The 24,379-nt window shown below is 62.6% G+C and carries 28 protein-coding genes and 2 tRNA genes; 23 read left to right on the top strand and 7 right to left on the bottom strand.

Annotated features, from left to right (window positions below; all coding sequences use genetic code 11):
* Positions 1-104 precede the first annotated feature (104 nt).
* The 3 genes from GEU01_RS03170 to GEU01_RS03180 all read left to right on the top strand — a co-directional run bounded on the left by GEU01_RS03170 (position 105) and on the right by GEU01_RS03180 (position 3,507).
* A complete protein-coding gene (locus GEU01_RS03170) occupies positions 105-1,745 on the top strand; it encodes an electron transfer flavoprotein-ubiquinone oxidoreductase (RefSeq protein WP_010508626.1) in 1,641 nt (546 codons plus the stop codon).
* A 71-nt stretch (positions 1,746-1,816) separates the two neighbouring features.
* Positions 1,817-2,566: an electron transfer flavoprotein subunit beta/FixA family protein gene (locus tag GEU01_RS03175; RefSeq protein ID WP_019084912.1), complete on the top strand. Its 750-nt coding sequence runs from the start codon at positions 1,817-1,819 to the stop codon at positions 2,564-2,566.
* 2 nt (positions 2,567-2,568) lie between these two features.
* Positions 2,569-3,507: an electron transfer flavoprotein subunit alpha/FixB family protein gene (locus GEU01_RS03180; RefSeq protein ID WP_010508628.1), complete on the top strand. Its 939-nt coding sequence runs from the start codon at positions 2,569-2,571 to the stop codon at positions 3,505-3,507.
* A 71-nt stretch (positions 3,508-3,578) separates the two neighbouring features.
* Here GEU01_RS03180 and GEU01_RS03185 read toward each other — a convergent pair whose 3' ends face one another.
* A complete protein-coding gene (locus tag GEU01_RS03185; protein WP_010508629.1) occupies positions 3,579-3,782 on the bottom strand; it encodes a hypothetical protein in 204 nt (67 codons plus the stop codon).
* Positions 3,783-4,302: 520 nt separating this feature from the next.
* Between GEU01_RS03185 and GEU01_RS03190 the strand changes: the two genes are divergently transcribed.
* Complete coding sequence (locus GEU01_RS03190) at positions 4,303-5,736, top strand: MATE family efflux transporter (RefSeq protein ID WP_019084913.1); 1,434 nt, start codon at positions 4,303-4,305, stop codon at positions 5,734-5,736.
* 112 nt (positions 5,737-5,848) lie between these two features.
* Here GEU01_RS03190 and GEU01_RS03195 read toward each other — a convergent pair whose 3' ends face one another.
* From GEU01_RS03195 to GEU01_RS03205, 3 genes are all read right to left on the bottom strand, one after another.
* Positions 5,849-6,445: a dTDP-4-dehydrorhamnose 3,5-epimerase family protein gene (locus tag GEU01_RS03195; protein WP_232272389.1), complete on the bottom strand. Its 597-nt coding sequence runs from the start codon at positions 6,443-6,445 to the stop codon at positions 5,849-5,851.
* Between the two features lie 423 nt (positions 6,446-6,868).
* Positions 6,869-6,944, bottom strand: a tRNA-Ala gene (locus tag GEU01_RS03200).
* Positions 6,945-7,042: 98 nt separating this feature from the next.
* Positions 7,043-7,687: a Maf family protein gene (locus tag GEU01_RS03205; protein ID WP_081499924.1), complete on the bottom strand. Its 645-nt coding sequence runs from the start codon at positions 7,685-7,687 to the stop codon at positions 7,043-7,045.
* 406 nt (positions 7,688-8,093) lie between these two features.
* On the opposite strand from GEU01_RS03205, the gene hemE reads away from it, so the two are divergent.
* From hemE to hemJ, 3 genes are read left to right on the top strand one after another with little or no spacing between them, the layout of a single operon-like run.
* Positions 8,094-9,155: a uroporphyrinogen decarboxylase gene (hemE, locus tag GEU01_RS03210; RefSeq protein ID WP_026018464.1), complete on the top strand. Its 1,062-nt coding sequence runs from the start codon at positions 8,094-8,096 to the stop codon at positions 9,153-9,155.
* A 3-nt stretch (positions 9,156-9,158) separates the two neighbouring features.
* Positions 9,159-9,872: an HAD family hydrolase gene (locus GEU01_RS03215; protein WP_010509543.1), complete on the top strand. Its 714-nt coding sequence runs from the start codon at positions 9,159-9,161 to the stop codon at positions 9,870-9,872.
* Positions 9,865-10,314, top strand: coding sequence for a protoporphyrinogen oxidase HemJ (gene hemJ / locus GEU01_RS03220; protein WP_019084917.1), 450 nt, complete (start codon positions 9,865-9,867; stop codon positions 10,312-10,314). The genes GEU01_RS03215 and hemJ overlap by 8 nt, the downstream gene beginning before the upstream one ends.
* A gap of 26 nt (positions 10,315-10,340) precedes the next feature.
* Here the strand turns inward: hemJ and GEU01_RS03225 are convergent, their stop codons facing one another.
* Positions 10,341-10,787, bottom strand: coding sequence for a YjjA family protein (locus GEU01_RS03225; protein ID WP_019084918.1), 447 nt, complete (start codon positions 10,785-10,787; stop codon positions 10,341-10,343).
* A 102-nt stretch (positions 10,788-10,889) separates the two neighbouring features.
* Positions 10,890-11,195: a YggT family protein gene (locus GEU01_RS03230; protein WP_208620517.1), complete on the bottom strand. Its 306-nt coding sequence runs from the start codon at positions 11,193-11,195 to the stop codon at positions 10,890-10,892.
* A gap of 159 nt (positions 11,196-11,354) precedes the next feature.
* Here GEU01_RS03230 and GEU01_RS03240 point away from each other — a divergent pair.
* Positions 11,355-11,430: transfer RNA gene (locus GEU01_RS03240), tRNA-Ala, on the top strand.
* Between the two features lie 171 nt (positions 11,431-11,601).
* Here the strand turns inward: GEU01_RS03240 and GEU01_RS03245 are convergent.
* Entirely contained in the window at positions 11,602-12,024 is a 423-nt protein-coding gene (locus tag GEU01_RS03245) for a RidA family protein (RefSeq protein WP_019084920.1), read from the bottom strand.
* A gap of 36 nt (positions 12,025-12,060) precedes the next feature.
* Between GEU01_RS03245 and GEU01_RS03250 the strand changes: the two genes are divergently transcribed.
* The 15 genes from GEU01_RS03250 (at position 12,061) to GEU01_RS03320 (ending at position 24,372) form a co-directional block, all read left to right on the top strand.
* The gene (locus GEU01_RS03250; protein ID WP_019084921.1) at positions 12,061-12,504 is read left to right on the top strand and encodes an HPr kinase/phosphorylase; all 444 of its coding nucleotides are present in this window, start codon (positions 12,061-12,063) and stop codon (positions 12,502-12,504) included.
* 134 nt (positions 12,505-12,638) lie between these two features.
* Complete coding sequence (rapZ, locus tag GEU01_RS03255) at positions 12,639-13,610, top strand: RNase adapter RapZ (RefSeq protein ID WP_019084922.1); 972 nt, start codon at positions 12,639-12,641, stop codon at positions 13,608-13,610.
* The gene (locus tag GEU01_RS03260) at positions 13,607-14,065 is read left to right on the top strand and encodes a PTS sugar transporter subunit IIA (RefSeq protein ID WP_010509528.1); all 459 of its coding nucleotides are present in this window, start codon (positions 13,607-13,609) and stop codon (positions 14,063-14,065) included. Before rapZ ends, GEU01_RS03260 begins: the two co-directional genes overlap by 4 nt.
* On the top strand, positions 14,058-14,354 hold the full coding sequence (locus GEU01_RS03265; RefSeq protein WP_019084923.1) for an HPr family phosphocarrier protein: 297 nt from the start codon (positions 14,058-14,060) through the stop codon (positions 14,352-14,354). Before GEU01_RS03260 ends, GEU01_RS03265 begins: the two co-directional genes overlap by 8 nt.
* Positions 14,341-16,179: a phosphoenolpyruvate--protein phosphotransferase gene (gene ptsP, locus GEU01_RS03270; protein WP_019084924.1), complete on the top strand. Its 1,839-nt coding sequence runs from the start codon at positions 14,341-14,343 to the stop codon at positions 16,177-16,179. The genes GEU01_RS03265 and ptsP overlap by 14 nt, the downstream gene beginning before the upstream one ends.
* Positions 16,172-17,554 carry an anthranilate synthase component I family protein gene (locus tag GEU01_RS03275; protein WP_019084925.1) on the top strand — a complete coding sequence of 461 codons (1,383 nt, stop codon included), beginning with the start codon at positions 16,172-16,174 and terminating at the stop codon, positions 17,552-17,554. Before ptsP ends, GEU01_RS03275 begins: the two co-directional genes overlap by 8 nt.
* Complete coding sequence (locus GEU01_RS03280) at positions 17,551-18,363, top strand: aminotransferase class IV (protein ID WP_019084926.1); 813 nt, start codon at positions 17,551-17,553, stop codon at positions 18,361-18,363. The genes GEU01_RS03275 and GEU01_RS03280 overlap by 4 nt, the downstream gene beginning before the upstream one ends.
* Positions 18,364-18,476: 113 nt before the next feature.
* Positions 18,477-20,057, top strand: a complete 1,581-nt coding sequence (gene purH, locus GEU01_RS03285; protein WP_019084927.1) for a bifunctional phosphoribosylaminoimidazolecarboxamide formyltransferase/IMP cyclohydrolase — start codon at positions 18,477-18,479, stop codon at positions 20,055-20,057.
* A gap of 100 nt (positions 20,058-20,157) precedes the next feature.
* Positions 20,158-20,931 (top strand): hypothetical protein, encoded by a 774-nt coding sequence (locus tag GEU01_RS03290; protein ID WP_019084928.1) that lies wholly within the window; start codon positions 20,158-20,160, stop codon positions 20,929-20,931.
* Positions 20,932-21,054: 123 nt separating this feature from the next.
* Complete coding sequence (locus GEU01_RS03295) at positions 21,055-21,396, top strand: AtpZ/AtpI family protein (RefSeq protein WP_019084929.1); 342 nt, start codon at positions 21,055-21,057, stop codon at positions 21,394-21,396.
* A gap of 12 nt (positions 21,397-21,408) precedes the next feature.
* Positions 21,409-22,158: a F0F1 ATP synthase subunit A gene (locus GEU01_RS03300; RefSeq protein WP_019084930.1), complete on the top strand. Its 750-nt coding sequence runs from the start codon at positions 21,409-21,411 to the stop codon at positions 22,156-22,158.
* 62 nt (positions 22,159-22,220) lie between these two features.
* Positions 22,221-22,445: an ATP synthase subunit C family protein gene (locus tag GEU01_RS03305; RefSeq protein ID WP_003616715.1), complete on the top strand. Its 225-nt coding sequence runs from the start codon at positions 22,221-22,223 to the stop codon at positions 22,443-22,445.
* A gap of 16 nt (positions 22,446-22,461) precedes the next feature.
* A complete protein-coding gene (locus GEU01_RS03310; protein WP_010509507.1) occupies positions 22,462-23,076 on the top strand; it encodes a F0F1 ATP synthase subunit B family protein in 615 nt (204 codons plus the stop codon).
* Between the two features lie 30 nt (positions 23,077-23,106).
* Positions 23,107-23,601 carry a F0F1 ATP synthase subunit B family protein gene (locus GEU01_RS03315; RefSeq protein ID WP_010509505.1) on the top strand — a complete coding sequence of 165 codons (495 nt, stop codon included), beginning with the start codon at positions 23,107-23,109 and terminating at the stop codon, positions 23,599-23,601.
* Positions 23,602-23,622: 21 nt separating this feature from the next.
* Positions 23,623-24,372 carry a glycosyltransferase family 2 protein gene (locus tag GEU01_RS03320; RefSeq protein ID WP_019084931.1) on the top strand — a complete coding sequence of 250 codons (750 nt, stop codon included), beginning with the start codon at positions 23,623-23,625 and terminating at the stop codon, positions 24,370-24,372.
* Positions 24,373-24,379 lie beyond the last annotated feature (7 nt).

Consider the following 24,379-nt stretch of genomic DNA (forward strand, 5'->3'; position numbering starts at 1 on the left):
AAGCCTTTATTCGCGCCCCAAACGGTTCTAGGAAGCACAGTTATAAAATGTAATCCCATTCATCCCATGTCATCCCGGTCATGACGCAAGAGGACAACAGAGGTATGAGCGAGACCCCGCGCGAGACTATGGAATTTGATGTCGTTATTGTCGGCGGCGGCCCATCGGGCCTGGCGGCGGCAATCCGGCTGCGGCAGGTAGCCCCCGATGCCAGCGTCTGCCTGATTGAAAAAGGCAGCGAGATTGGCGCCCATATCCTGTCCGGCGCCGTGATCGAACCCCGCGCGCTGGCGGAACTCCTGCCGCACTGGCGCGAGGAAGGGGCCCCGCTGAACACCCCCGTGACAGAGGAGCAGATGCTCTACCTGACACGGAAGGGCAGCCTTGAAATCCCGTTCCTTGACCGCGTGATGCCGCATATGAGCAACCACGGCAACCATATCGTAAGCCTGGGCGATTTCTGCCGCTGGCTTGCGGGCCGGGCCGAGGAACTGGGCGTCGAGATCTATCCCGGTTTCGCAGGTGCGGAAGTGCTGGTGGATGACAGCGGCCGGGTAACCGGCGTCGCCACGGGTGACATGGGGATCGGCCGCGATGGCCAGCCGGGCGACAATTACGCGCCGGGCATGGAACTGCGCGCGAAATACACGCTGTTCGCCGAAGGCTGCCGTGGATCGCTGACCAAGCAGGTCACGGCGATGTACAACCTGCGCAAGGGCGTCGACCCGCAGACCTATGGGCTGGGCATCAAGGAACTGTGGGAAATCCCCAAGGAAATGCATCGCCCCGGCCTGGTGCAGCACAGCTTTGGCTGGCCGCTGGATGACCGGACCTATGGCGGGGCGTGGATGTACCATTTTGGTGACAACCTGGTATCCTACGGCTTTGTCACGGGACTGGATTATCCCAACACCTGGCTGTCCCCGTTTGATGAAATGCAGCGCGTGAAGCTGCATCCGGCCTTCCGCCCGTATTTCGAGGGCGGACGCCGCATCGCCTATGGCGCGCGTGCGCTGTCCGAAGGGGGGATCCAGTCGATCCCGCGCCTGACCTTCCCCGGCGGGGCGCTGATCGGTGACACGGCGGGCTTCCTGAACGTGCCCAAGATCAAGGGCACCCACACGGCCATGAAGTCAGGCATGCTGGCGGCGGAAGCCGTGGCGGAAGCACTGGCGACGGACCGGGTGGAACCGGGTTCCTATACCCGCCGCATCCGGGATTCCTGGCTGTGGACGGAACTGCGTTCGGTGCGCAACATCCGCCCAGCCTTCGCCAAATTCGGCATGAAGGGCGGCGCGCTGTATTCCGGCATCGACGCCATGCTGCTGCGTGGCCGTGCGCCATGGACGCTGCATACGCGCCACGGCGACAACGAAGTGCTGGAACCGGCCTCGATTTCGGAAAAGATCAGTTACCCCAAGCCCGATGGCAAGATCACGTTCGATCGCCTGTCCTCGGTGTTCCTGTCCAGCACCAACCATGAAGAAGACCAGCCGGTCCACCTGAAGGTGCGCAACATGTCGCTGTGGAAGACGGTGAACTGGGATGTCTTCCGTTCGCCCGAAAGCCGATACTGCCCGGCGGCCGTGTATGAAGTGGCGGATGAGGCCACGGACCCGCACCTGCAGATCAACGCGCAGAACTGCGTCCACTGCAAGACGTGCGACATCAAGGACCCCGCCCAGAACATCGACTGGGTCACGCCGGAGGGGGCAGGCGGCCCGAACTATCCCGGCGGGATGTAATCATGCGGCGGGTACGGTATGTATCCGCCACACCGATTGCCCTTATCCGAAGACAGACAGGCAAATATGCAATGAAGGTTCTTGTACCCGTTAAGCGCGTGATTGATTACAACATCAAGCCGCGAGTGAAAGCCGATGGTTCCGGTGTTGAAACCGCCGGCGTCAAGATGTCCATGAATCCGTTTGATGAAATCGCGGTCGAGGAAGCCGTGCGCCTGAAGGAAAAAGGCGTGGTGAGCGAAATCATCGCGGTTTCGATTGGCGAGCCCAAGGCGCAGGACACGCTGCGCACGGCCATGGCCATGGGCGCCGACCGTTCCATCCTGGTGGAAACCGATGTGGTGACCGAGCCGCTATCGGTGGCCAAGGTGCTCAAGGCACTGGTGGAAAAGGAAAAGCCCGACCTGATCATCCTTGGCAAGCAGGCCATTGATGATGACATGAACGCTACCGGGCAGATGCTGGCTGGCCTGCTGGGCCGCCCGCAGGCCACCTTTGCCTCCAGGGTGGAAGTAGCCGATGGCGCGGTAACCGTCACGCGTGAGATCGATGGCGGGTCGCAGACCGTGAAGCTGGCGCTGCCGGCCATCATCACCGCCGACCTGCGCCTGAACGAGCCACGCTACGCCTCGCTGCCCAACATCATGAAGGCGCGCAAGAAGCCGATGGAAAAGATCACGCCTGCCGATCTGGGCGTGGACATGACGCCGCGGCTGAGCGTGGTCTCGGTTGCCGAGCCGCCGGAACGCAAGGCGGGGATCAAGCTCGACTCGGCAGCGGAACTGGTGTCGCGTCTGCGTAACGAAGCAAAGGTGATCTGATCATGACCGTACTCGTTTATCTGGATCATGAAGGCGGGGCGATCCGCCAGGCATCGCGTTCCGCCATTGCGGCCGCAGCCCGGCTGGGTGATGTCGATGTGCTGGTCACCGGGCCGGACGCGGCTGCCGCCGCAAAATCCGCCGCCGCCATCCCGGGCGTGAAAAAGGTGCTGCAGGTGACCGACACCACCGGCAACAGCGAACTGGCCGAGCCGGTAGCGGCCCTGCTGGCGGAACTGGCGGCGGGTTACACGCATATCCTGGCTGCGTCCTCGGCCACGGCGAAGAACGTCCTGCCGCGCACGGCCGCCCTGCTGGATGTACAGCCGATCCCCGATATCGTCGCCATCAATGACGCCGATACCTTTGTCCGTCCCATCTATGCCGGTAGCGCGCTGGCGACGGTCAGGTCGGCGGATGCGAAAAAGATCATCACGGTCCGCGCGTCCTCCTTCGACCCGGTTGCAAGCGAAGGCGGCAATGCCACGATCGAGGAAGTGGCCCTGCCCGCGGGCCCGGGTGGATCGACCTTCATCGCCACCGAACTGTCGAAGTCCGAACGCCCGGAACTGGAATCCGCCCGCGTGGTCGTATCGGGCGGCAACGGCATGCTGAACGAAGAAAACTTCAAGCTGCTGGAACCACTGGCTGACCGTCTGGGTGCGGCAATCGGCGCATCACGTGCGGCAGTAGACAAGGGCTTCGTTTCCAACGAATACCAAGTCGGACAGACCGGCAAGATCGTGGCGCCGGAACTGTATATCGCCATGGGGATTTCGGGCCAGATCCAGCATCTGGCCGGGATGAAGGACAGCAAGGTCATCGTTGCGGTCAACAAGGACCCCGAAGCACCGATCTTCCAGGTGGCAGATTACGGAATCGTGGGCGACCTGTTCACCATCCTGCCGCAGCTTGAAGCTGAACTGGACAAGGCGGGCTGAAGCCTGATCGCTTCATAAGGCACGCGGAAGGGGCGCGGAGGGAAACTTCCGCGCCCCTTTTTCATGCGTGACTATTCCTCTTCCAGCACGGCATGGGCGCGGGCGACGACGGTATCGTATTCCTGCTGTGTCAGGTCACCGCGATGCAGCATTTCACTGGCGCGCGCCAGCGCGTCACGTGCGTGGGTTGCATCGGGTATCGGATAACGCCGCCCCGGCAGGGCAAAGGCTGAATCCGGCAAGGCGTTGCGTTCGGCCGCAGTCAGTCTGGACATTGGTATTTCTCCCTAAACGGAATGGTCCCCACAGGCTTGGAAACCAGCAACAGGGTAGAGAAAGCCAACGGTGACAAGATACGTAAAAGACGGATGGCACCCCGTTATTTTATGCCATACGCAAAAAAACAGGGTTCCCCCGTCATGAGGGAACCCTGCAGTGGAATGCTGACACTGGGGGTGTTGCATCCATTTCGGTATTTTTACCGAATGTTCTTTGTATTTATGGAAGCCTGATCGCTTCGTGTGATTCTGTATGCCATGCTTATTTTAACTGGTCAACATAAATATAAATAAAAATGAAATTTTACTTTTTTTGCACTGCACAATCATTCTGTTTATTTTGCACCGCACAATGCGCTGACAGTATATACGCGCCATCACAATGTTTTTTCAGGCTACATGGGAAAGACAGGCACGACATGGGCCTTGTGCCAGATTTCATTGGCCCGCATCATGCACCCAGAGATCGCGGCAGCTCTGGCCTGACCGTATGAACGCCAGCAGACAGGACACCCGAATGGGGGGACATACCGCAACCCGACCAAAAGCCGCCTTCTGCACGGGGCACATTGTCCGCCACGTCGTTGTCATGGCGGGGACCGGGGCCATCGGGCTCATGGCTGTCTTCATTGTCGACCTGCTGAATCTTTTCTACATCTCCTGGCTGGGGGATCCCGCGCTGACCGCGGCCATCGGGTTTTCGGGCGTGATCAGCTATGTGCAGATTGCCGTGTCCATCGGCCTGTCCATCGGCATCGGGGCCATTACCGGGCGGCTGATTGGCGCGGGCAGGATGGAACAGGCGCAACGGGTCGCGTCCTCCTTCGGGATTTTCATGATTGGCGCGTGCCTGGTGATCGGTATGTTCACGGCATGGCTGGCGGCACCACTGCTTGCGCTGCTGGGGGCCAGGGGGGAAGCGGCCCGCCAGGCCACCCTTTTCCTTGAGATCGTCTCGCCTGGCCTGCCGCTGATCGCGGCGGGCATGGGATGTTCGGGCCTGCTGCGCGCCATCGGGGCGGCACGCATTTCCATGAACGTGACCCTGATGGGGGCCATGATCTCGGCCATTGCCGATCCGCTGCTGATCGTGGTGATGGGGCTTGGGCTGAAGGGGGCGGCGATCAGCACCATCCTGTCACGTCTGGCGGTGGCGGTGGCGGGTTTCCTGTGCGCGCGCCGTCATGGATTGCTGGCGCTGCCGGTGCGCACCCATGTCATCACGGATACCCGGCTGGTGGCGCAGGTGGCCATGCCCGCCATCCTGACCAATCTGGCGACCCCGGTCGGCGGGGTGTTCGTCACCCATGCCATGGCCAGCTTCGGCCTGGCCGCCGTGGCGGGGCAGGCGACCATCGACCGGATCGTGCCGGTAGCGTTCGCCTTTGTCTTTGCCCTGACAGGGTCGGTGGGACCGATCATGTCACAGAACCTGGGGGCAGGAAAGCTGGACCGGGTACGCGCCACGCTGGTGGCGTCCCTGTGGCTGGTGGCGTTGTGCGTGGCGATTACATGGGCTGTCCTGTTCCTGACCCAGGACATGGTGGTGCAGGTCTTTTCGGCACAGGGCACGGCGGCGATGCTGATTCACCTGTTCTGCAACTGGACCATTGCCGGTTACGTCTTTATCGGCATGCTGTTTGTCGCCAATTCCGCCTTCAACAATCTGGGTTTCCCGCTTTATTCCACCCTGTTCAACTGGGGCCGGGCGACGCTGGGCACCATTCCGTTCGTCTGGTTCGGCATGAAATTCGGCCCGGCCGGAGTGCAGGTGGGACAGGTGCTGGGGTGTGTCCTGTTCGGATCCTGTGCGGTCATGACCGCCTTTGGCGTGGTCCGCAGGCTGCATCCGGGTGACAGGGCAACGCAGCAGGCCATGCCGGTTATCCCGCCTGCCCAGACGGGGGAGGCCGGGATGATCGAACTCGACGAACTCGATCATTCCACCTGACAGGCCGACATCCCCGAAAGGGCAAAGAAAAGAAGTTTCTGGTGAAGCTTTTTTCAAAGGGGTCACCAAAAACTTTTATTTTATCAACAACTTATAAAAAAATCTTTTATAATCAGGCATAATCAAACCAGTCGATCACGCTGAAAAAAGGCGCTGCCAACAGGTCCCGCCGGGACAGGACGGCCTGCGTGTCCGCCACGGGCCACCCGATCCCCAGTGCTTCATCATTCCAGCGCACGGTCCGTTCGTACTGCCGTTGTGGTGGGGTGGTGCAGTGGTAACGGATCGCCGTCCGGTCATCCAGCGTACATGATCCATGCAGGAAACCCGGCGGAATCCATAACCGTCTGCCATTTCCCGCACTCAGGGTCTCCGCAACCCATTGTCCGAAAGTGGGGGAGCCGGTGCGCACGTCAACCACCACATTCCACACCGCCCCACGTTCACACTGCACAAGCCTGCCCTGCGGGGCGGGTTCTATCTGACAGGACAGACCCCTGACATGATTCCTGTGATGTGACAGCAGGCAGGTACTGTACGTGAAATCTCCTTCCATACCGATCCGGTGCAAAAGGTCGGGATCGGGACTGGCATGGTGACCTGATCGGGATGTCAGCACATACACCCCGCTGAGCGACAGTGCCGCCAGTTCGGTGTCCTGCCCCCCATACCCGGCGGACGTGACAGGCAGGACGGGATGCCTGTCCATCATCCGCTCCGTGCCTGACATACGGGTGACAGGTCATGCCCCGATGCGGGCATGGGTGGGCGATCACTTAAAATCTGCATCCGGATCTGCTTTTCATTCGGTCGGGAACTCGCCGAACTGGTTACGTGTTTCATTCGTATGAAATGCAGTTTTAACGCAGCACGTATTACGAACCGATTAAGGCAGTCCGGAAACGGACTGCACGCACAGGTCCAGTGGCTGTTTCAAAACAGGCCGTTGATGAAAAGCAATAAAAGTTTTCAGGTACCGCCTTTTTCAAAAAAGACAGTATTCCTTGAAGCTTTTTGAAAGAAGCCTCACCAAAAACGTCTTCAGGACACTTCAGTTCGTAGAACCTTTTACCAGTCTACCAAGTGACCCGTCAGATGTTTTACTTTTAAAGGGGGTACCAGATAAGGAATCTGGTGGAGCCAAGGGGAGTCGAACCCCTGACCTCCTGAATGCCATTCAGGCGCTCTCCCAACTGAGCTATGGCCCCACTGTCCTGACTGAGCGACCATTTTTCATGGCCTGCCGTGGTCTGGTTCGCGGGGTATAACCGTAAGATCCTGGCAATGCAACCCCCTACAAACCAATTTATTGCATGATGAGACGCTGTGCCCGCAACGCCTGCAGCAATGGCAGCAGCGGCAGCCCCATGATGTCGGAATGTGCCCCTTCTATATGGGAAAACAGGTGAATGCCCGCGCCTTCCAGCCGGTAACACCCGACACAGGACAGAATCGCCTCCCCCTCCAGCGCCAAGTAACGTTCCAGAAAGGAATCGCTGAAGGCACGCATGTGCAGCACGGGGCAGGCGACGTGCCGCCATGTCTCGCACCCGTCACGCAGCATCACCACCGCCGTATGCAACACATGCGGCCTGCCGCGCAGCGTGCGTAACTGCTGCCGGGCGTCGTCCATGCTTGCCGGCTTGTCAAACCATGCCCCATCGCATGACAGCATCTGGTCCGCGCCAATCACCGCCGCGCCATTGTCCATGCTGATGGCCCGCGCCTTGGCCCGGGCCAGTTCAAGGGCTGTCTGGCCCGCTTCCATCCCGCGGGCGCGGGCATGGTCGCGAATGGCATGTTCATCCACATCCGCCGCGCGGTAATCCGCCCGTATCCCTGCCGATTCCAGCAGACTCCGCCGCGCGGCAGAACGGCTGGCCAGTACTATCGGCGGCGACTCCGCCTGTAATGGCGGCGGCTTTAGTACTAAATTCGAGTCGTCTGGCATCGCCCTCTCCGTACTGCCGAAGTGAAACAGGAAATTCGGCGCGTTCGAGTACTGGGGTACATGGGGACAGTACTCCAAACAATTCTGTGCCGTACCGAGTACCGTGGACAACGGGTACACCTCCGTTCGCGGTGGGTTGTACACAGGGTCATGTCGGTACAATCTGGATAACTTCCCACGCCCACGGGAATCCTTGGAGTCGGAAACTGTACACTCTGTGGGAAAAGTGGGGTACGTTTTCGGAAACGTGGGTACCCCGTCATCCACAGCACTTAAAGCACATCAAAAAATTTCTTTCTCTTTTCTTTTATTGTTTTGAAAGAAGCGCGCGCGTTTCACCTGCCCGCTATCCGTCACGGCGAAAGTACGAGATAGTCCGGCCACAACGAAACAGAACGACGGATCGATGACTGAAACACGCAAACCCCTGCTCGCCACCCTGTTGGGAGAGGCAACATGGCCACCTCCGGTATGGCTGATGCGGCAGGCGGGTCGGTTCCTGCCAGAATTCCGGGCATTGCGTGAAAAGGCGGATTTCATAACCCGTTGCATGACACCGGACATGGCGGTGGATATCACGCTGCAGCCCATCCGCCGCTTTGGCATGGATGGCGCGATCCTGTTTTCCGATATCCTCATCCTGCCATGGGCAATGGGGCAGTCCCTGGAATTTGTGCCCGGCCGGGGCCCCGTCCTTGGGGCTGTCCGTTCGATGGCCGACCTGGAACGCCTGGACCCCACGCGGGTGAAGCAGGCGACGCAGCCGGTCATGGAAACGCTGGCACGGCTGCGCAAGGCCGTTGACGGGCCGGATGCGATCGGTCCTGCAAAACCGGGGCAGGTCACGCTGATCGGCTTTGCCGGCGCCCCGTTCACCGTGGCGTGCTACATGGTGGAAGGCCATGGCTCGCGTGAGTTCGAGGAAACGCGCAGGCTGGCCTATACCGACCCGGCATTCTTCGACCGGCTGATCGAGTTGCTGACCACCGCCACGGCGGACATGCTGTGCGACCAGATCATGGCCGGGGCAGAAGCGGTCATGCTGTTCGACAGCTGGTCGGGGCTTCTGCCGCCGTCGCAGTTCCGCAGGCATGTCATCGAACCCGCGCGGCGGATTACCGAAATCATCAATGCGCGCCATCCCGGCGTGCCGGTGATCGGCTTCCCGCGCCTGGCCGGGCTTATGGCAATTGAATACGGGCATGTGACGGGCGTGAACGCGATGGCGCTCGACACCGGGGCGGACATGAAGGCCGTGGCGGAAAAGGTGCCCGATACGCTGGTGCTGCAGGGCAACCTCGACCCGATCCGTGTGCTGGCCGGGGGGGAGGGCATGCGCACCGAGGCCCGCTCCATCCGTGATGCGATGAAGGGCCGCCCCCATGTGTTCAACCTTGGCCATGGGGTCATTCCGACCACGCCGCCCGAACATGTGGGCGACCTGATCAAGACCATACGGGATGTATGAACGATGCTGCCTGCCGCCCTGCGTCCTGATGGCGCGCTCAAACTGGTCATTTTTGACTGTGATGGTGTCCTGATCGACAGTGAAGGGCCGTCATGCCGCATGATTGCCCGCAACCTGCGCGAATATGGCCTTGCCATAAGCGATGAAAACGCGGTCCACCGTTTTGCGGGCCATGCCCTGACGGCGCTGAAGCATGAGATCGAGCAGGCGGAGGGCATCACCCTGCCTGATGACTGGCCCGCGCAGATGCAGCACAACCTTGTCACCCTCATGCGCAGTGAGGCGGAGACCATAGACGGTGCCCCCGCCATGTTGCGTGGGGTAGCGGGCCTCGGGCTGCCCTACCGTATCGGTTCCAATTCCTCGGTCATGGAAATGGAAGCAAAATTCGGTCGTACCGGGCTCGATGCCCTGATCGCGCCCGCGCACATCCATTCCGCCCGCGACATGGGCCAGCCCAAGCCGGACCCGGCCGTCTACCTGGCGGCGGCGAAGGCACAGGGTGTTCCGCCTGAAAACTGCATCGTGCTGGAAGATACCGATACCGGTGCGCGCGCGGCGCAGGCGGCGGGCATGGGATGTGTGCTGCTGCGGGCGGCCGACCTGCCCGCGCCATCATGGCCGGGGTTGCTGCGGATCACACATCTTGATGAATTCGTGCCGTTGCTGCGGCGTATACTGGACAGCCAGAAACAGCAGGGCGCCGCGCATGATTGATGCGCTGGCCTCCATCATGCTGTGGCTGAAGGCATTCCACATCATGTCGTTCATCGCATGGATGGCGGGGCTGTTCTATCTGCCGCGGCTGTTTGTCTATCACTGCCAGGTGGCGGCGGGCACGGCTGAATCCGAACGCTTCAAGGTGATGGAATACAAGCTGCTGCGGTTCATCATGATGCCGGCCATGATCAGCACGTTCCTGTTCGGTGGCCTGCTGTCGGTCATTCCGGGGCTGATCGACTGGCATTCCGGCTGGTGGATCACCAAGCTTGCCTGTGTGCTGTTGATGGCGGGATTTAACGGCGCATGCGGGCGCTGGCGGCGGGATTTCGCCAATGACCGCAATACGCGGCCCGAACGGTTCTACCGCATGGCGAACGAGGTGCCGACCGTTCTCATGATGGTCATCGTAATCATGGTGGTTGTCCGCCCGTTCTGAACCGGGCGGACACACATTTGGCCGGGTCAGAGCAGGGACTTGCCCTGCTTCAGCACGGCGTTGCACACCTTGGTCGTAACCTTCTGCTTCAGGTTGCCGCTCAGCGATGACAGCGAGAACGTGTTGCCATTGCCGGTGTCAAGAATACCGTTCTGGCCGTTGGAATACTGGCTGCTGGAGGTATCAAGGCCCGCCTTCTGCTTCAGCGACGAAAGCAGCGTGGTGGGGCTGTTGCCCTTCAGGTAATTGTTCTCGACACAGTAGCTCAGCAGGCCCGTGACGTTGGAAGGGGCCAGCGACGAGACGGACGGCACGTTCAGGCCACTGCCCGAAAGCAGGCTGCCCGCCTTGCCCAGCCCGCCCGAACCACCGGTCAGGTCACCAAAACCCTGTGCATGTGCGGGCGTGCCGGACAGGGCGGCAGCGAGTGGCAGGGCCGCGGCGAGAGCCAGGAAACGGTGCATTTTTGTCATGTGATGATAAACTCCTGAAATCCGGGCCGAAGGAAAGCCAAGGCTTGTATGGCCTGTTATATCCGTCTCCGGCGCACGGTGGATAGCCCGCAGCCCCGGCTTTTATGCAATACCGACCATGAGCATCCCGTAAATCTTGCTCATGACCGGCATCAGCACGTACTGCAGCAGCAGCAGCAGGACGAGCGGGCTGAGGTCGATGTTGCCGATATTGGGCATGATGTTCCGGATGGGACGCAGGACCGGTTCGGTCATGCGGAACAGGAAGTTCGAGATGTTCCAGACAATCTGGTTGCGTGGATCCAGGATGCCGAACCCCAGCAGGAAGCTGAACAGACAGGCCAGCATCACCACATAGTAATAAAGCTGTATGAGTTCAGCCAGCAGGTTAAAGATAATGGTGATCAACGGGCCAACCTTCATGGATGATGGGAACTGGAATTTAGTGTCCGTCATGCCCGCATACAACCGCCATGAACAGGGCGGGGAGGGAAGGAAGGTGATTGCCATCCCAAAAATGGGTCTTGACTTGCGGCCCGTGCAGGGTATGTATCGCGCGAGGAATGTGGGGCTGTAGCTCAGATGGGAGAGCGCCTCGTTCGCAATGAGGAGGTCAGGGGTTCGATTCCCCTCAGCTCCACCACTTTCCTTTCCCCCGAATGATCGTATCCGACAGATCTGCCCATGGGGCCGGATCCGTGGTCAGGGGCTCGGGGACTGTTTCAGGCAGGCTGACCACAAGGATATTGTGGGAATCAGGGACGTTTCTGGTGACGCTCCCTGAAAAAAGACAGAACCCAGAAACGTTTATTTTTTAAACAGATTCCTGGAACGCTGCGTCACCAGGCTGTGCGGGCAGGGCCAATAGTTCGATTTCCGCCAGTTGCCCGTCCTGGTCGAACTGCCTGACCAGCCGCAGCGTCGTTGCTGGACAGGTCCTGCCGAACAGGTCGTTCAGAAGGGGAAAGCAGGCGCTGAAGCCATCGGTCTCACGCAGGGTGAAGGTGATGCGGGTCACGTTTTCCGCAGTCATGCCCTGCTGACCCAGCCGGGCCATGCCCGTTGCCAGTGCCTGCCTGATCTGGGGAAACAGTTCCGTCGGGAACTGCCCGGTCGTGGCATCGACGCCGGTCAGATGCCGGATATGTATTTCCGGCGAAGGGTGGAACGGCATGTTTTCTTCCATTGAAGCCAGAATCACAAAATGGTCATGTTTTGTCCATAAAAAATTTTCCATCCCCGAAATGATGACTTTGCGTTAAGTCCCTTTCCCATGAATGATCCGGTCCAGATCCATGCGTCCTGTGCGGCGCGGGGGGAGCACGGCATCGTGCTGGCCGGCCCGTCAGGGGCGGGCAAGTCCGACCTGCTGCTGCGCCTGATTGACGCAGGCTATGACCTGGTGGCCGATGACCGGGTCTGCCTGCACGAAGGCTGGGCCAGTGCGCCCGCCCCCCTGGCCGGACTGCTGGAAGTGCGCGGCATCGGGATCGTGCGCATGCGCTACCGTGCGCGCGTGCGCGTTGTGGCGGTTGCAAGGCTGGTTTCCCCGGCTGACCGTCCACCACGACTCCCTCCGCCGCCACACTGTGATAAGGTCGTGGGACAGCCGGTATTCTTCATTGATCCGGCGCAGCCTTCCGCTGTCGCCCGGATCGGGCTGGTGCTGGACTACATCGCCGGTCGCAGGCAACTGCTTGATGGAAGGCAGATGTGATATCGTCGCCACTTTCCATTGTCGCCCGTTCAGGGAACAATGGGTTCGAGAAAAGGTTTCGATCCCGCCATGATACAGCGATCTGTCATTGGGCATGTGGCTGACAGAAGTCAGGGTTTTGCGTGACTGACACCATGCATGAAGACACACCTCTTCCCCGTCGTATCCTGCTTGTCACCGGGCTGTCCGGTGCGGGCAAGTCCTCGATTCTGCGTATTCTGGAGGATCTGGGGCATGAGGTGATCGATAATCCGCCGCTGGGCATGCTCGATGAAATCGTGGCCCGTGCCGAACGCCCCGTGGCGGTTGGCGTGGATTCCCGCACGCGCGGGTTCGATGCATCCGCCGTGCTGGCGGCGCTGGCGCGGCTGCGCGTCAACCCGGGCCTGAATGCGGAACTGATCTACGCAACAGCCGAGGAAAGCGTGCTGCTGCGTCGCTATACCGCCACCCGCCGGCGTCACCCGCAGGCCGTCCATGGCACCGTGAAGGAAGGGATCGAGGCCGAAATCGCCCTGACATCCCCCCTGCGTGAAGCGGCGGATGTGGTGATCGACACCTCCGACCTGCCGCCGCCGGAACTGCGGCAGCTGGTCGAGGCCCGTTTCGGGGAATGGACGGCGGGGGGACTCGACGGCCTGACGGTCGCCCTCATGTCATTTGCCTTTCCGGCGGGCCTCCCGCGTGAAGCGGACATGGTGTTCGACGCCCGTTTCCTGACCAATCCCTATTATGACCCCGCCCTGTCCGCCATGACCGGGCTGGATGCGGATGTGGCGGCTTACGTAGCCCGTGATCCCGATTATCAGGAATTCCTCGACCGTATCGTGGGGCTGCTGGAACTGGTGCTGCCGCGTTTCGTGCGGGAAGGAAAGAAATACGCCACCATCGCCATAGGCTGTTCGGGTGGGCGGCACCGTTCCGTCACGCTGGTGGAGGCGCTCGCCCTCCGGCTTGCACAACGTGCGGACAATACCCATCCACATGATGCATGGCCGGTGGTGATCATGCATCGTGAACTGGCCCGTCAGGGCCGCAGCAGCTGGCGGTGGGCCAACCGGCCCCGCGGGCTGCCCGAAACAACGGAGCAGACGGACCCGAAATGATCGGTCTTGTGTTCGTGATGCATGGTGTGCTTGGCGAGACCCTGAAGGGAGAACTCGAACACGTGGTCGGCCCGCAGGCGCAGACAGCGGTGTTCAACGTCACCGCCACCGCCCTGCCCGGTACATGCCGCGATGCCCTGCAGCGGGCGATCGATTCGGTCGATAGCGGGCAGGGCGTCATCCTGCTGACCGACATGTTTGGCAGCACGCCATCGAATGTTGCGGTCTCCGTGCTGGAAACCGACCGGGTGGAAGTGCTGGCGGGGGTGAACATGCCCATGCTGGTCAAGCTGGCGCAGATGCGCATTCATGCGGATATGCGCGAATGCCTCAATGGCGCGGAATCGGCGGGCAGGCGTTACATATCCGTCGCCTCCCACCTGCCGGCGGCATGCCTGTCGGGTGTGGGGGAATGCGTGAATGAGGCGGACAGCGTGGCAGGCCACGGTGGCTGAACCGGCGATACAGCCCGTGCCGCACCGGATGGATGTGGGTATCGTGAACCAGCGTGGGCTGCATGCGCGGGCGGCCGCGAAATTCGTGACGGTCGCGGAAAAATTCGATGCAGGCGTTGATGTCACCCATGCAGGCATGACGGTTTCGGGCCATTCCATCATGGGACTCATGATGCTGGGTGCGGGCCGGGGAGAGACGATCACCATCACCACCACCGGCCCCCAGGGGCCGCAGGCGCTTGCGGCGCTGGCGCGGCTGGTCGGGGCCGGGTTTGATGAAGACGACTGAACGTCGTCCCCCGCGCCGTCCCCGCGCGGGTGAAGTCCGGCTGGAAGGCCAGCCTGTTTCCCCCGGCGTCGCGATCGGCCAGGCCGCCGTTGCGCATGAACCGGCCCCGCCGCCGGTGGACATGGCGCGCCGGGACTGTGACCCTGCCCATGAACGCACCCGCCTGCACGATGCCATAGGCCGTTCCGTGGCCCAGCTTGGCCGCCTGCATGACCGTCTGGCGCTGCTGCCGGAAGATGGTCAGGTGGAAATCGGCTCCCTGCTGGAAGTCTATCGCCGGATGCTTGGCCCCTCGCGGCTGCGGCGCGGGATCGAGGCCCGGCTGGAACATGGCATGCTGGTCGAAGCCGCCGTGATGCAGGAAACCGAGGCGCTGGCGACCCTTATGCTCGCCCCCCCCGGTCGTCCCGCGCCGCAGGGGGAGGACGCGGTGGCGGCCCGCAGGCGTGCGGGCGAATTCCGTGAAATCGGGCGCAGGCTGGTCCGTAACCTCAGTGGCACGCCCTACCGTTCCTTTTCCACCCTGCCTGATGGGGCCATTCTGGTCGCCGAGCAGTTGCGCCCCGCAGATGCCGCCCTGATCGATCCCTCCCGCATTGCCGCCGTCGTGACGGAAGAAGGCGGCAGTACCGGGCATACCGCCATCCTGCTGCGTGCGCTGGGCATTCCCGCCGTGCTGGCCGCCCACGGGCTGCTGGCGCAGGTGCGGCGGCGCACGCGCCTGGTGGTGGATGGGACGACGGGGCATGTCGTTATCCGCCCTTCCAGCCGCACGGCGGCGGCGGCACGGGTGGATGTCGCGGCCTATGCACGTGAACGCCAGATGCTGGGGCGCCTGCGTCGCCTGCCCGCCCGCCTGTCCAGCGGTGAGGTGCTGACGCTGCAGGCCAATCTGGAAATCCCGGCCGAACTGCCCATGGTGGCGCAGTCGGGGGCTGCGGGCATTGGCCTGCTGCGCAGCGAATTCCTGTTCATGAACACCGATACCCTGCCTGACGAAGCGCGGCAGGAAGCCATCTACCTGCCCCTGATCAAGGCCATGGCAGGCGATCCGGTCACGATCCGCGTGGTGGACTGGGGCAGTGAAAAGAACAGCGATGCCCTGTCGCGCGTGGGTATTGGCAATGGGGGCGATGTCAATCCGGCGCTGGGCGTGCGTGGCATCCGGCTGCTGCTCCAGCATCGCGCCCTGCTGGAAACGCAGTTCGCCGCCATCCTGCGCGCGGCCCATGCGGGGCCGGTGCGGGTCCTGTTGCCTATGGTGTCCGGGGTGGGGGAATTGCGGGCCGCGCGTGACATTTATGCCCGTGTCGGGCGCAGGCTGCGGCGCAGGGGGGTGGAAATCCCCGACCCGCTGCCGCCGCTTGGCATCATGATTGAAACGCCCGCCGCCGCACTCATGGCCGATGTGCTGGCGCAGGAAGCCGAATTCCTGGCCATCGGCACCAATGACCTGACCATGTATGCCCTTGCCGCCGACCGGGCGGCGGCGGATGTCGCGGCCCTGTATGACCCGCTGCACCCCGCGGTGCTGCGTCTGGTGCGCATGACGGCGGATGCGGGGCTGCGCCAGCGCAGGCCGGTTTCCGTCTGTGGGGAACTGGCGTCCGACCCGCTGGCGGTGCCGCTGCTGGTGGGGCTGGGATTACGGTCCTTTTCCATGCATGCCTCCGCCGTGCCACGGGTCAAGCGGGCGATCCGCGCGGCCGCCATGGATGACTGCCGCCGTATGGCCTGCCGTGCGCTGGAGGCGACGGATGGGGAGGAAGTCCGCACCATGCTGGCAACCTACACCCACGACCTGCGGCACCCCGGGGATGGCTAGGGACGGCGTAAGCCTGCCCCTGCCCTGGCGGGATGTGGACGCCATCCTTGCGGCGTGGGGACATCTGCCCTGGCTTGCCTGTCTGGATAGCGGGGGCGAGGTTGGTGACCGGGCACGATGGATCATCATCTGCCGCGACCCGGTACATGTGGTGGTCCAGCGTGCAGGCCGATGCTGGCTGGATGGCGTGGCGGCGGAACCTGACCTGCTGACGGTGCTGCGGGAAAGCCTGCCTGCTGGCGGCTGTCCCGCTGGTCTTCCCTTTGCCGGTGGCGCGGTCGGATTTATCGGGTACGGCGCAGGGCTGCGCGGGACGGGCATCATGACACGGCATGGGGACGACCCCATGCAGCCGGAAGCCGCGTTCGGTATTTATGACCATGCCTTTGTCCTTGATCGCCTGCATGGCCGGGCATGGCTGGCGGGTCATGACGCCATGGCCCTGCCTGCCGATCGTATCGCCCGTCTTGTGGCGCAGTGGGAAGCCGTTGGTTCGGCAGGGGCGATCCCCGCATTGCCCGCCCTGCCTTTCAGCCCGGATCAGGATGGCGCGGCCTATCGCGCCGGTGTGGCGGAGGCAGTGGAGCGGATCGCGGCGGGCGAGGTGTTTCAGGTCAACATGACCGGGCGCATGTATGCGGCCCGTCCCGCCGGCCTGGCGCCGGTGGAGGTGTATCGTGCATTGCGGGCCGGATCACCCGCGCCGTTCGGGGCTTTCCTGTCATGTGACGGGGCATTCGCCCTGCTCAGCGCCTCGCCCGAGCGGTTTCTCGCCCTTGGTCCCGATGGCACGGTGCGCACCCGGCCCATAAAGGGCACCGCCCCGCGTGGCCGGTCGGCGGCGGAAGACGCGCAACTGGCCCACCGCCTGCGACATGATGCGAAGGAGCGGGCCGAAAACCTGATGATCGTGGATCTCATGCGCAATGACATCGGCCGCGTGGCCCGTATCGGCAGCGTCAGCGTGCCCGAACTGTTCGGCGTGGAACGGTTTGCCCATGTCCATCATCTGGTGTCCGAGGTCACGGGGCAGCTGCATGCGGGGCGTGATGCATTCGACCTGCTGGCCGCCACCCTGCCACCGGGTTCGGTTACGGGCGCGCCCAAGCACCGCGCCATGCGGATCATTGATGAACTGGAGGCCTCCGCCCGCGGGGCCTATTGCGGCACGGTGGCATGGATCGGGTGCGATGGGGCCATGGACAGTTCCGTCATCATCCGCGCGCTGTCCATGACGGCGGAGCGCATCATCGCGGCGGCGGGTGGGGGCATCACCTTTGAATCCGACCCGATGCGCGAATACCGTGAAATGCAGCTGAAAATCGCGGCCCTGCTGGATATTTTCCATGACAGCCCGGATGGAGCGTCCCCATGACCGCACCCGTTTCCCTGCCCATATGGCTCAATGGCCGGATCCTGCCCCACGGGGGGGCAGGCGTGGACACGGCGGACCGGGGCTTCCTGCTGGGGGATGGCCTGTTCGAGACCATGCGCGTGGCGGGGGGACAGGTCCGGCATCTTGACCGTCACATGAACCGTCTGGCGCGGGGGGCGGCGGCCATCAGGCTGCCGCCCCCCGACCGAACGGCCATAGCTGTGGGTATTGCGGCCCTGCTGGACGCCTGCGGGCTGCAAACGGGGTCATTGCGCCTGACCTGCACCCGTGGTGTGGGACCACGCGGGCTGCTGCCGCCCGCGCAGGTCTCGCCGACATTGCTGCTGACTGCGGCAGCCGGCCTGCCGCCCGCGACCCCGGTGCGTCTGGTCACCGCCTCCCACCGGCGTGACGGGGGCAGTATCCTGTCACGGATAAAAAGCCTGAATTACCTGCCATCCATCCTGTCGCGGATGGAGGCGGCGGTACAGGGCGCGGATGACGCCATCATGCTCAACCACGCGGGTTTCGTGGCCGAAACCAGCGCCAGCACGCTGGTCGCCTGCATTGACGGGCAGGCTGTAACCCCCCCGGTCAGCGATGGCGCACTGCCCGGAACGGCCCGTGGGGTGCTGGTGGATGCAGGGATCGTGCAGGTGGGCCGTATTTCCCCCGCGCTGTTGCGGCAGGCGACGGCGGTCTTCACCCTTAACAGCCTGTCCGTGCGGGAAGTCGTGGAATGGGACGGGGTTGCATTTCCACGCCGTCCCGACCTGCTGGCGACCCTTCGGGCGGCCTGTCAGGGCTGATTTCCGCCCCAGACGGGCCAGTTATGGCATTTCGCTTATTGCCCCGCATCACGCGGTTGGACTAATCCACCCGGATTGGCCCATTTCCAGCTTGCGTGAAAGGTCACCTGCTGATGACCCCCCCGAAGACCGTGCCGGTTCGGCGTGCCCTGATTTCCGTTTCCGACAAGAAGGGCCTGCTTGACCTTGCCCGCGCCCTTGTCGCCCATGGCGCGGAGATCCTCTCGACGGGTGGTTCCGCCCGTACCCTGCGCGAAGCCGGCATCCCGGTGCGTGATGTGTCCGAACATACCGGTTTTCCGGAAATCCTCGATGGGCGCGTCAAGACACTGGTGCCGCAGGTGCATGGTGGCATCCTAGGCCGGCGTGACCTGCCCGCGCATGTCAGCCAGATGGAAGAACACGCGATCGCCCCGATCGACCTCGTGGCCGTCAACCTGTACCCGTTCGAGGCCACGGTGGCGTCTGGCGCGGGCGCGGAGGACTGCATCGAGAACATCGACATCGGCGGTCCGGCCCTGATCCGTGCGGCGGCCAAGAACCATGCCCATGTCGCCATCGTGACCGATCCGGCGCAGTATGGCGAAATCATCACCGCGCTGGAAAACGGTGGCACCACGCTGGCGCAGCGCAGGAAGCTTGCCGGTGCGGCCTATGCCCGCACGGCCGCCTATGACGCCGCCATCGCAAAATGGTTCGCAGGCCAGGAAGGCGAGGTGCTGCCCCCGCGCATGATCGTGGCGGGTGAAAAGCGCGAAAGCCTGCGCTATGGCGAAAATCCGCACCAGAAGGCGGCTTTCTACACCGATGGCTCCACCCGCCCCGGTGTGGCGACGGCGACGCAGGTGCAGGGCAAATCCCTGTCCTACAACAACATCAACGACACCGATGCGGCGTTTGAGGCCGTGGCCGAATTCGACGCCCCGGCCGTCGTGATCGTCAAGCACGCCAACCCGTGTGGCGTGGCCGTGGCGGCGACGCAGGCCGAAGCATGGGACCGGGCGCTGCGTTGTGACCCGGTTTCGGCCTTTGGCGGGATCGTGGCGCTCAACCGCACGCTGGAAGCCGAGGCGGCGTCACGCATCGTCGCGATCTTCACGGAGGTGATCGTCGCCCCCGACGCCAGTGCCGAAGCGCGTGAGATCCTTGCCCGCAAGAAGAACCTGCGCCTGCTGCTGACCGGCGCCCTGCCTGACCCGGCAGCCGGTGGCGTGGTTGTGCGTTCGGTGGCGGGTGGCTTCCTGGCGCAGACACGCGATAATGGCCGCATCACGCCCGATGCGCTGAAGGTGGTGACGAAACGCGCGCCGACGCCAGCGGAAATGGCGGACCTGATCTTTGCCTTCCGCGTGGCCAAGCATGTCAAGTCGAACGCCATCGTCTATGCCAAGGACCAGAGCACGGTGGGGATTGGCGCGGGACAGATGAGCCGCGTTGATTCCGCGCGTATCGCCGCGACCAAAAGCGCAGACGCCGCGAAGGCAGCGGGCATCGACCATCCACTGACCCAGGGAAGCGTCGTGGCGTCGGATGCGTTCTTCCCCTTTGCGGACGGTCTGGAAGCTGCAATCGCCGCGGGGTCGACCGCCGTGATCCAGCCCGGTGGCTCCATCCGTGATGACGAGGTGATCGCCGCCGCCGATAAGGCTGGCATCGCCATGGTCTTCACAGGTATGCGCCATTTCCGGCACTGATCCCACAGCAAGGCCCCTTGCCTGCGCGCCGAGGATGGCATGAGATAGCACGCCCGGTGGACGACCGGGGCTCTAAGACAGACGAAAGACGGGTACCCGCATGGACATTCATCGACGTTCCTCCTGCCGCCTGCTTGCGGGCGTGCTTGTGGCTGGCAGTCTGGCGGCGGGTAGTGCCCATGCCGCCAGCAGGGGTGGCGCACAGCCCGCACCGGCCGTACCGGCTGCGGCGCAGGTCGCGCCGGTGTTCGACATGACCCCGCTGCCGGTCACCACAGGGCAGCTTGTGCAGTATATCCTGACCCCGGCGGGTCAGGTGTCCGGCATGCTGCTGGGTGACGGGACACAGGTTTTCTTTTCCCACGATCTGGGGGAAGAACTGCCCGCCATCGCCCGGCCGGGCGAACAGGTCAGCGTCAGTGGCCTGAAGGGCATCAGCCAGCCGATCGTGCGGGCGTATGCCGTCAGCGGCCCGCGTGGGCGCCGTATTGCCGACGTGCATCCGCCCGCATCCGCCACGGCGCCGGTTGATTCCCCCAGCATCGGCCCAGACGTGCCGGTGGATGGCACCATCCTTGCCCCCCTGTATGACATGCAGGGCAAGGCGCAGGGCGTGATCATGCGCGACCACAGCGTCGTGTACGTGGGCGAAAAGAACGCGGCCCGCCTTGTCGCATGGCTCAGGCCCGGGGCGGCGCTGCACGCCATCGGCACCGGCGTGACAGGCGACCATGGGACCGCCATCAACGCGCGTGAGATCGGGCCGGATGTCAATCAGGCCATCCATGTCGAACCCGCCGACGCCCCGCCGCCAGGCGCGTTTCCCGGCAGTGCCGGCTATGATGTCATCCCCGGCGGTTCTTCCGGCGAATAAGGGCATATTGAACCCCTGCCGGGGAAAAAAGATGCAGGGATGGCACGTTTGTTTGCCACCCCTTGCTTGACAGGTTATTGCAGCATCGTTAGCTAGCGCCTGCACCCTTGGGAGGTGCGAGAAGTGGATAAGGATAACGACCCGTCCGACGAGTCCTTTGACCGGCGACTGGAAGCAGCCCGCGAGCGTATGAACCCGCCCGCGCCTGCCGTCCGTGACACCGGTGGGACAATGTCCGATCTGGGCCTGGTGATCAGGTCGGGAACGGAACTTGTATCGGCGCTGGTGGTCGGGGTTGCGATTGGCTGGGGGCTTGACCACTGGCTGCATACGAAGCCTTGGTTCCTCATCATCTTTTCGCTTCTGGGGGGTGTGGCAGGTGTGCTTAATGTCTGGCGTCTTGTCAGGCCCGATGCCATAAACGCTGAGGCAAAGGGGCCGGACGACGGCTCAGGACGGATATAGGGAAGAACGAAGTTGGCGGCCGGATCATCCATCGACGCGCTCGGTCAGTTCGAGCTCCATCCAGTTTTGGGTGCACTTGGCGAATCCCTGCGGTTCAGCCAGTCCCCCATGATGATGATTGTTGCCGCCATTGTGGTTCTGGCATTCCTGTACGTGGGCATGCGTCCCGCGGCGGTGGTGCCGGGCCGGCTGCAGTCCGCGGCAGAAATGTGCTACGACTTCATCCACAACATGGCGGTTGATACGATTGGTCCGGAAGGCCGGGCCTTCTTCCCGTTCGTGTTCACGCTGTTCTTCTTCATCCTGGCTGGCAATTACCTCGGCCTGCTGCCTTTTTCCTTTGCCTTCACCAGCCATATCGCCGTGACGCTGGCGCTGGCGCTGATGGTGTTCTGCCTCTCGATCATCGTGTCGCTCAAGGTGCAGGGGGCGAAGTTCTTAGCCCATTTCATGCCCGCCGGCGCCCCCAAGGCACTGGCCCCGCTGCTGATCCCGATCGAGATCCTTTCCTTTCTTTCGCGTCCCGTGAGCCTGTCGATCCGTCTGTTTGCCAACATGGTCGCCGGTCACGTGATGTTCGACATGTTTGCCGCCTTCACGATCATGCTGGCCGGTCTGGGCTTCTTCGGTGACATCATCGCCGTTGGTCCCGTGGTCATCAATATCGCGCTGATGGCACTCGAATTGCTGGTCGGTGCCTTGCAGGCCTATGTGTTTGCAATCCTTACCTGCATCTATCTGAGGGAGGCGGTGGCCCACTAACGGGCCCCAACCCCGCTTCCATATATTTCAATCCAGAACGTCTGAAACAAGGAAAACAAGACATGGATATCGCAGCAGCCCGTGAAATTGGTGCCGGTATCGCCGTTATCGCCCTCGCTGGCGTTGGCATTGGCCTGGGTAACATCTTCTCCACGCTGGTCAGCAGCATTGCGCGCAACCCGTCCGCGCGTCCGCATGTGTTCGGTCTCGGCATGCTGGGCTTCGCCCTGACGGAAGCCGTCGCCCTGTATGCGCTGCTGATCGCGTTCCTGATCCTGTTCGTCTGATACGCTGGAGGCGAACATGGCGCGCGCCGTGATGTATGACAACATCCGAAGGGCGGGGACAGTTCTGGCCTCGTCCGCGCTGGCTCTGCCGCTGATGGCCATGGTTGCCCCTGGCGCGCGCGCCGAGGGCATGCCCCAGCTTGATTTCGGCAATCCCTATGTCATCGGACAGGTGGTGTGGGGCGCTGGCATTTTCCTGGTACTTTACCTTCTGCTGAGCCGCTCGGCCCTGCCGAAGGTGGAAAAGGTCCTGTCGCTGCGTCGCCAGACGATCGAGACGGATCTCGGGATTGCGCACAAGGCCAAGACCCGCGCTGATGAAGCAGTGGCCGACCTGCATGAAGCCCGCCGCAAGGCACTGGCTGACGCACAGGCTAATGTGGACAAGGTTGTCGAGGAGGCGCGTCTTGCCGCCGCCCGGCAGACCGAGGAAATGAATGCGCGTCTGGCGACGGAAATCCAGGATGCCGAAACCCGCATTGCCCAGGCACGTGGGCAGGCGCTGGCATCCGTGCGTGAGATTTCGACAACGACGGCGGAAACGCTGATCCATCAGTTATCCGGCATTGCCGCCCCGGCCGATTTCGTGACGGCAAAGGTCGGTTCTGCTGCGGCAGCACGTGGTCTCTGACCCGCTGCCCAAGACAGACAGGTCATAATCATGTTTCATGATCCCCGTTTCTGGTCGGCTGTTGCCTTTGTCCTGTTCTTTGTCCTGTTCGGGCGTTCACTATGGAAACCCCTGGTGAGCGCGCTGGACGGACGGGCAGAGCGCATCCGTGCAGAGCTTGATGAAGCAGCGCGCCTGCGCCGTGAAGCCGAGCAGATGCTTGAGGACGCGACGCGTGACCGCGAAGCGGCATTGGCCGAAGCCAAGGAACTGGTTGAACATTCCCTGCGTGAAGCCGCCAATATTGCACTGAAGGCCCGCAAGGACGCCGAGGAAATCGCCGCACGGCGTGAACAGATGGCGAAGGACCGGATTGCTTCGGCAGAACGTTCCGCTCTGCGCGAAGTGCGTGAGACGGCTGTTGACATCGCCATTCAGGCCACGCGTGAAACGCTGGCTGCAAGTCTGCCCGCAGATGTGGACGGCAAGATTATTGACAAGTCCATCGGTGATCTGCCGACGGCCCTGTCCCAGCGTGCTGCCTGATCATCATTGGTGACAACCGGCATGTCAGGTAATGGGGCGGACGACCGTCCCATTGTCTCCATTATCGCGGCAGTACTGAACGAAGGGCCGAATATTCGGCCTGTATGTCAGGAAATTTCCGATGTCCTTGGCCAGTTGCCCGGGGCTGAAGTCATTTTCGTTGATGACGGCAGCACGGACGATACGGTCGCACAGCTTGAAGCCGTAAGGCGTGACGGTATCCTGCCTGACCTGCGTATCCTTGGCCATGATACGGTTTACGGAAAATCCGCTGGCCTGCGCACCGGCATTGAAGCCGCGCGCGGTGAGTGGGTCATCCTGATGGATGGTGACGGACAGGATAATCCTGCTGATTTTGCCGCCATGCTGGAAATGTGCCGCATGGCAAAAGGGCGCGCGCCCCTGGTTGTGGGTGTTCGGACCAGACGGCGTGACACCATGTCACGCAGGCTGGCCTCACGTTTTGCCAATGGCCTGCGTCGTCGCCTGCTTGATGATGGCTGCCCCGATACCGGGGCGTCGCTGAAGGCATTCCGGCGCGTGGATTTCCTTGGACTGCCCCAGTTTGAAGGACTGCACCGTTTCCTGCCGTCCCTCATGGGCAGGCGGGGCGTGCCGCTGGCCTGTCTTTCGGTCGATCACCGTACCCGGCTGCATGGATCTTCCAAATATACCAATCTCAACCGGGCCATTGTCGGCATCCGGGACATATTGGGTGTAATGTGGCTTAACAACCGCGCCAGGATACCGAAACGCGTTACCGAACGCTGAAGGGACC

The sequence above is a fragment of the Komagataeibacter europaeus LMG 18890 genome, assembly GCF_000285295.1.
Taxonomy (GTDB): Bacteria; Pseudomonadota; Alphaproteobacteria; order Acetobacterales; family Acetobacteraceae; genus Komagataeibacter; species Komagataeibacter europaeus.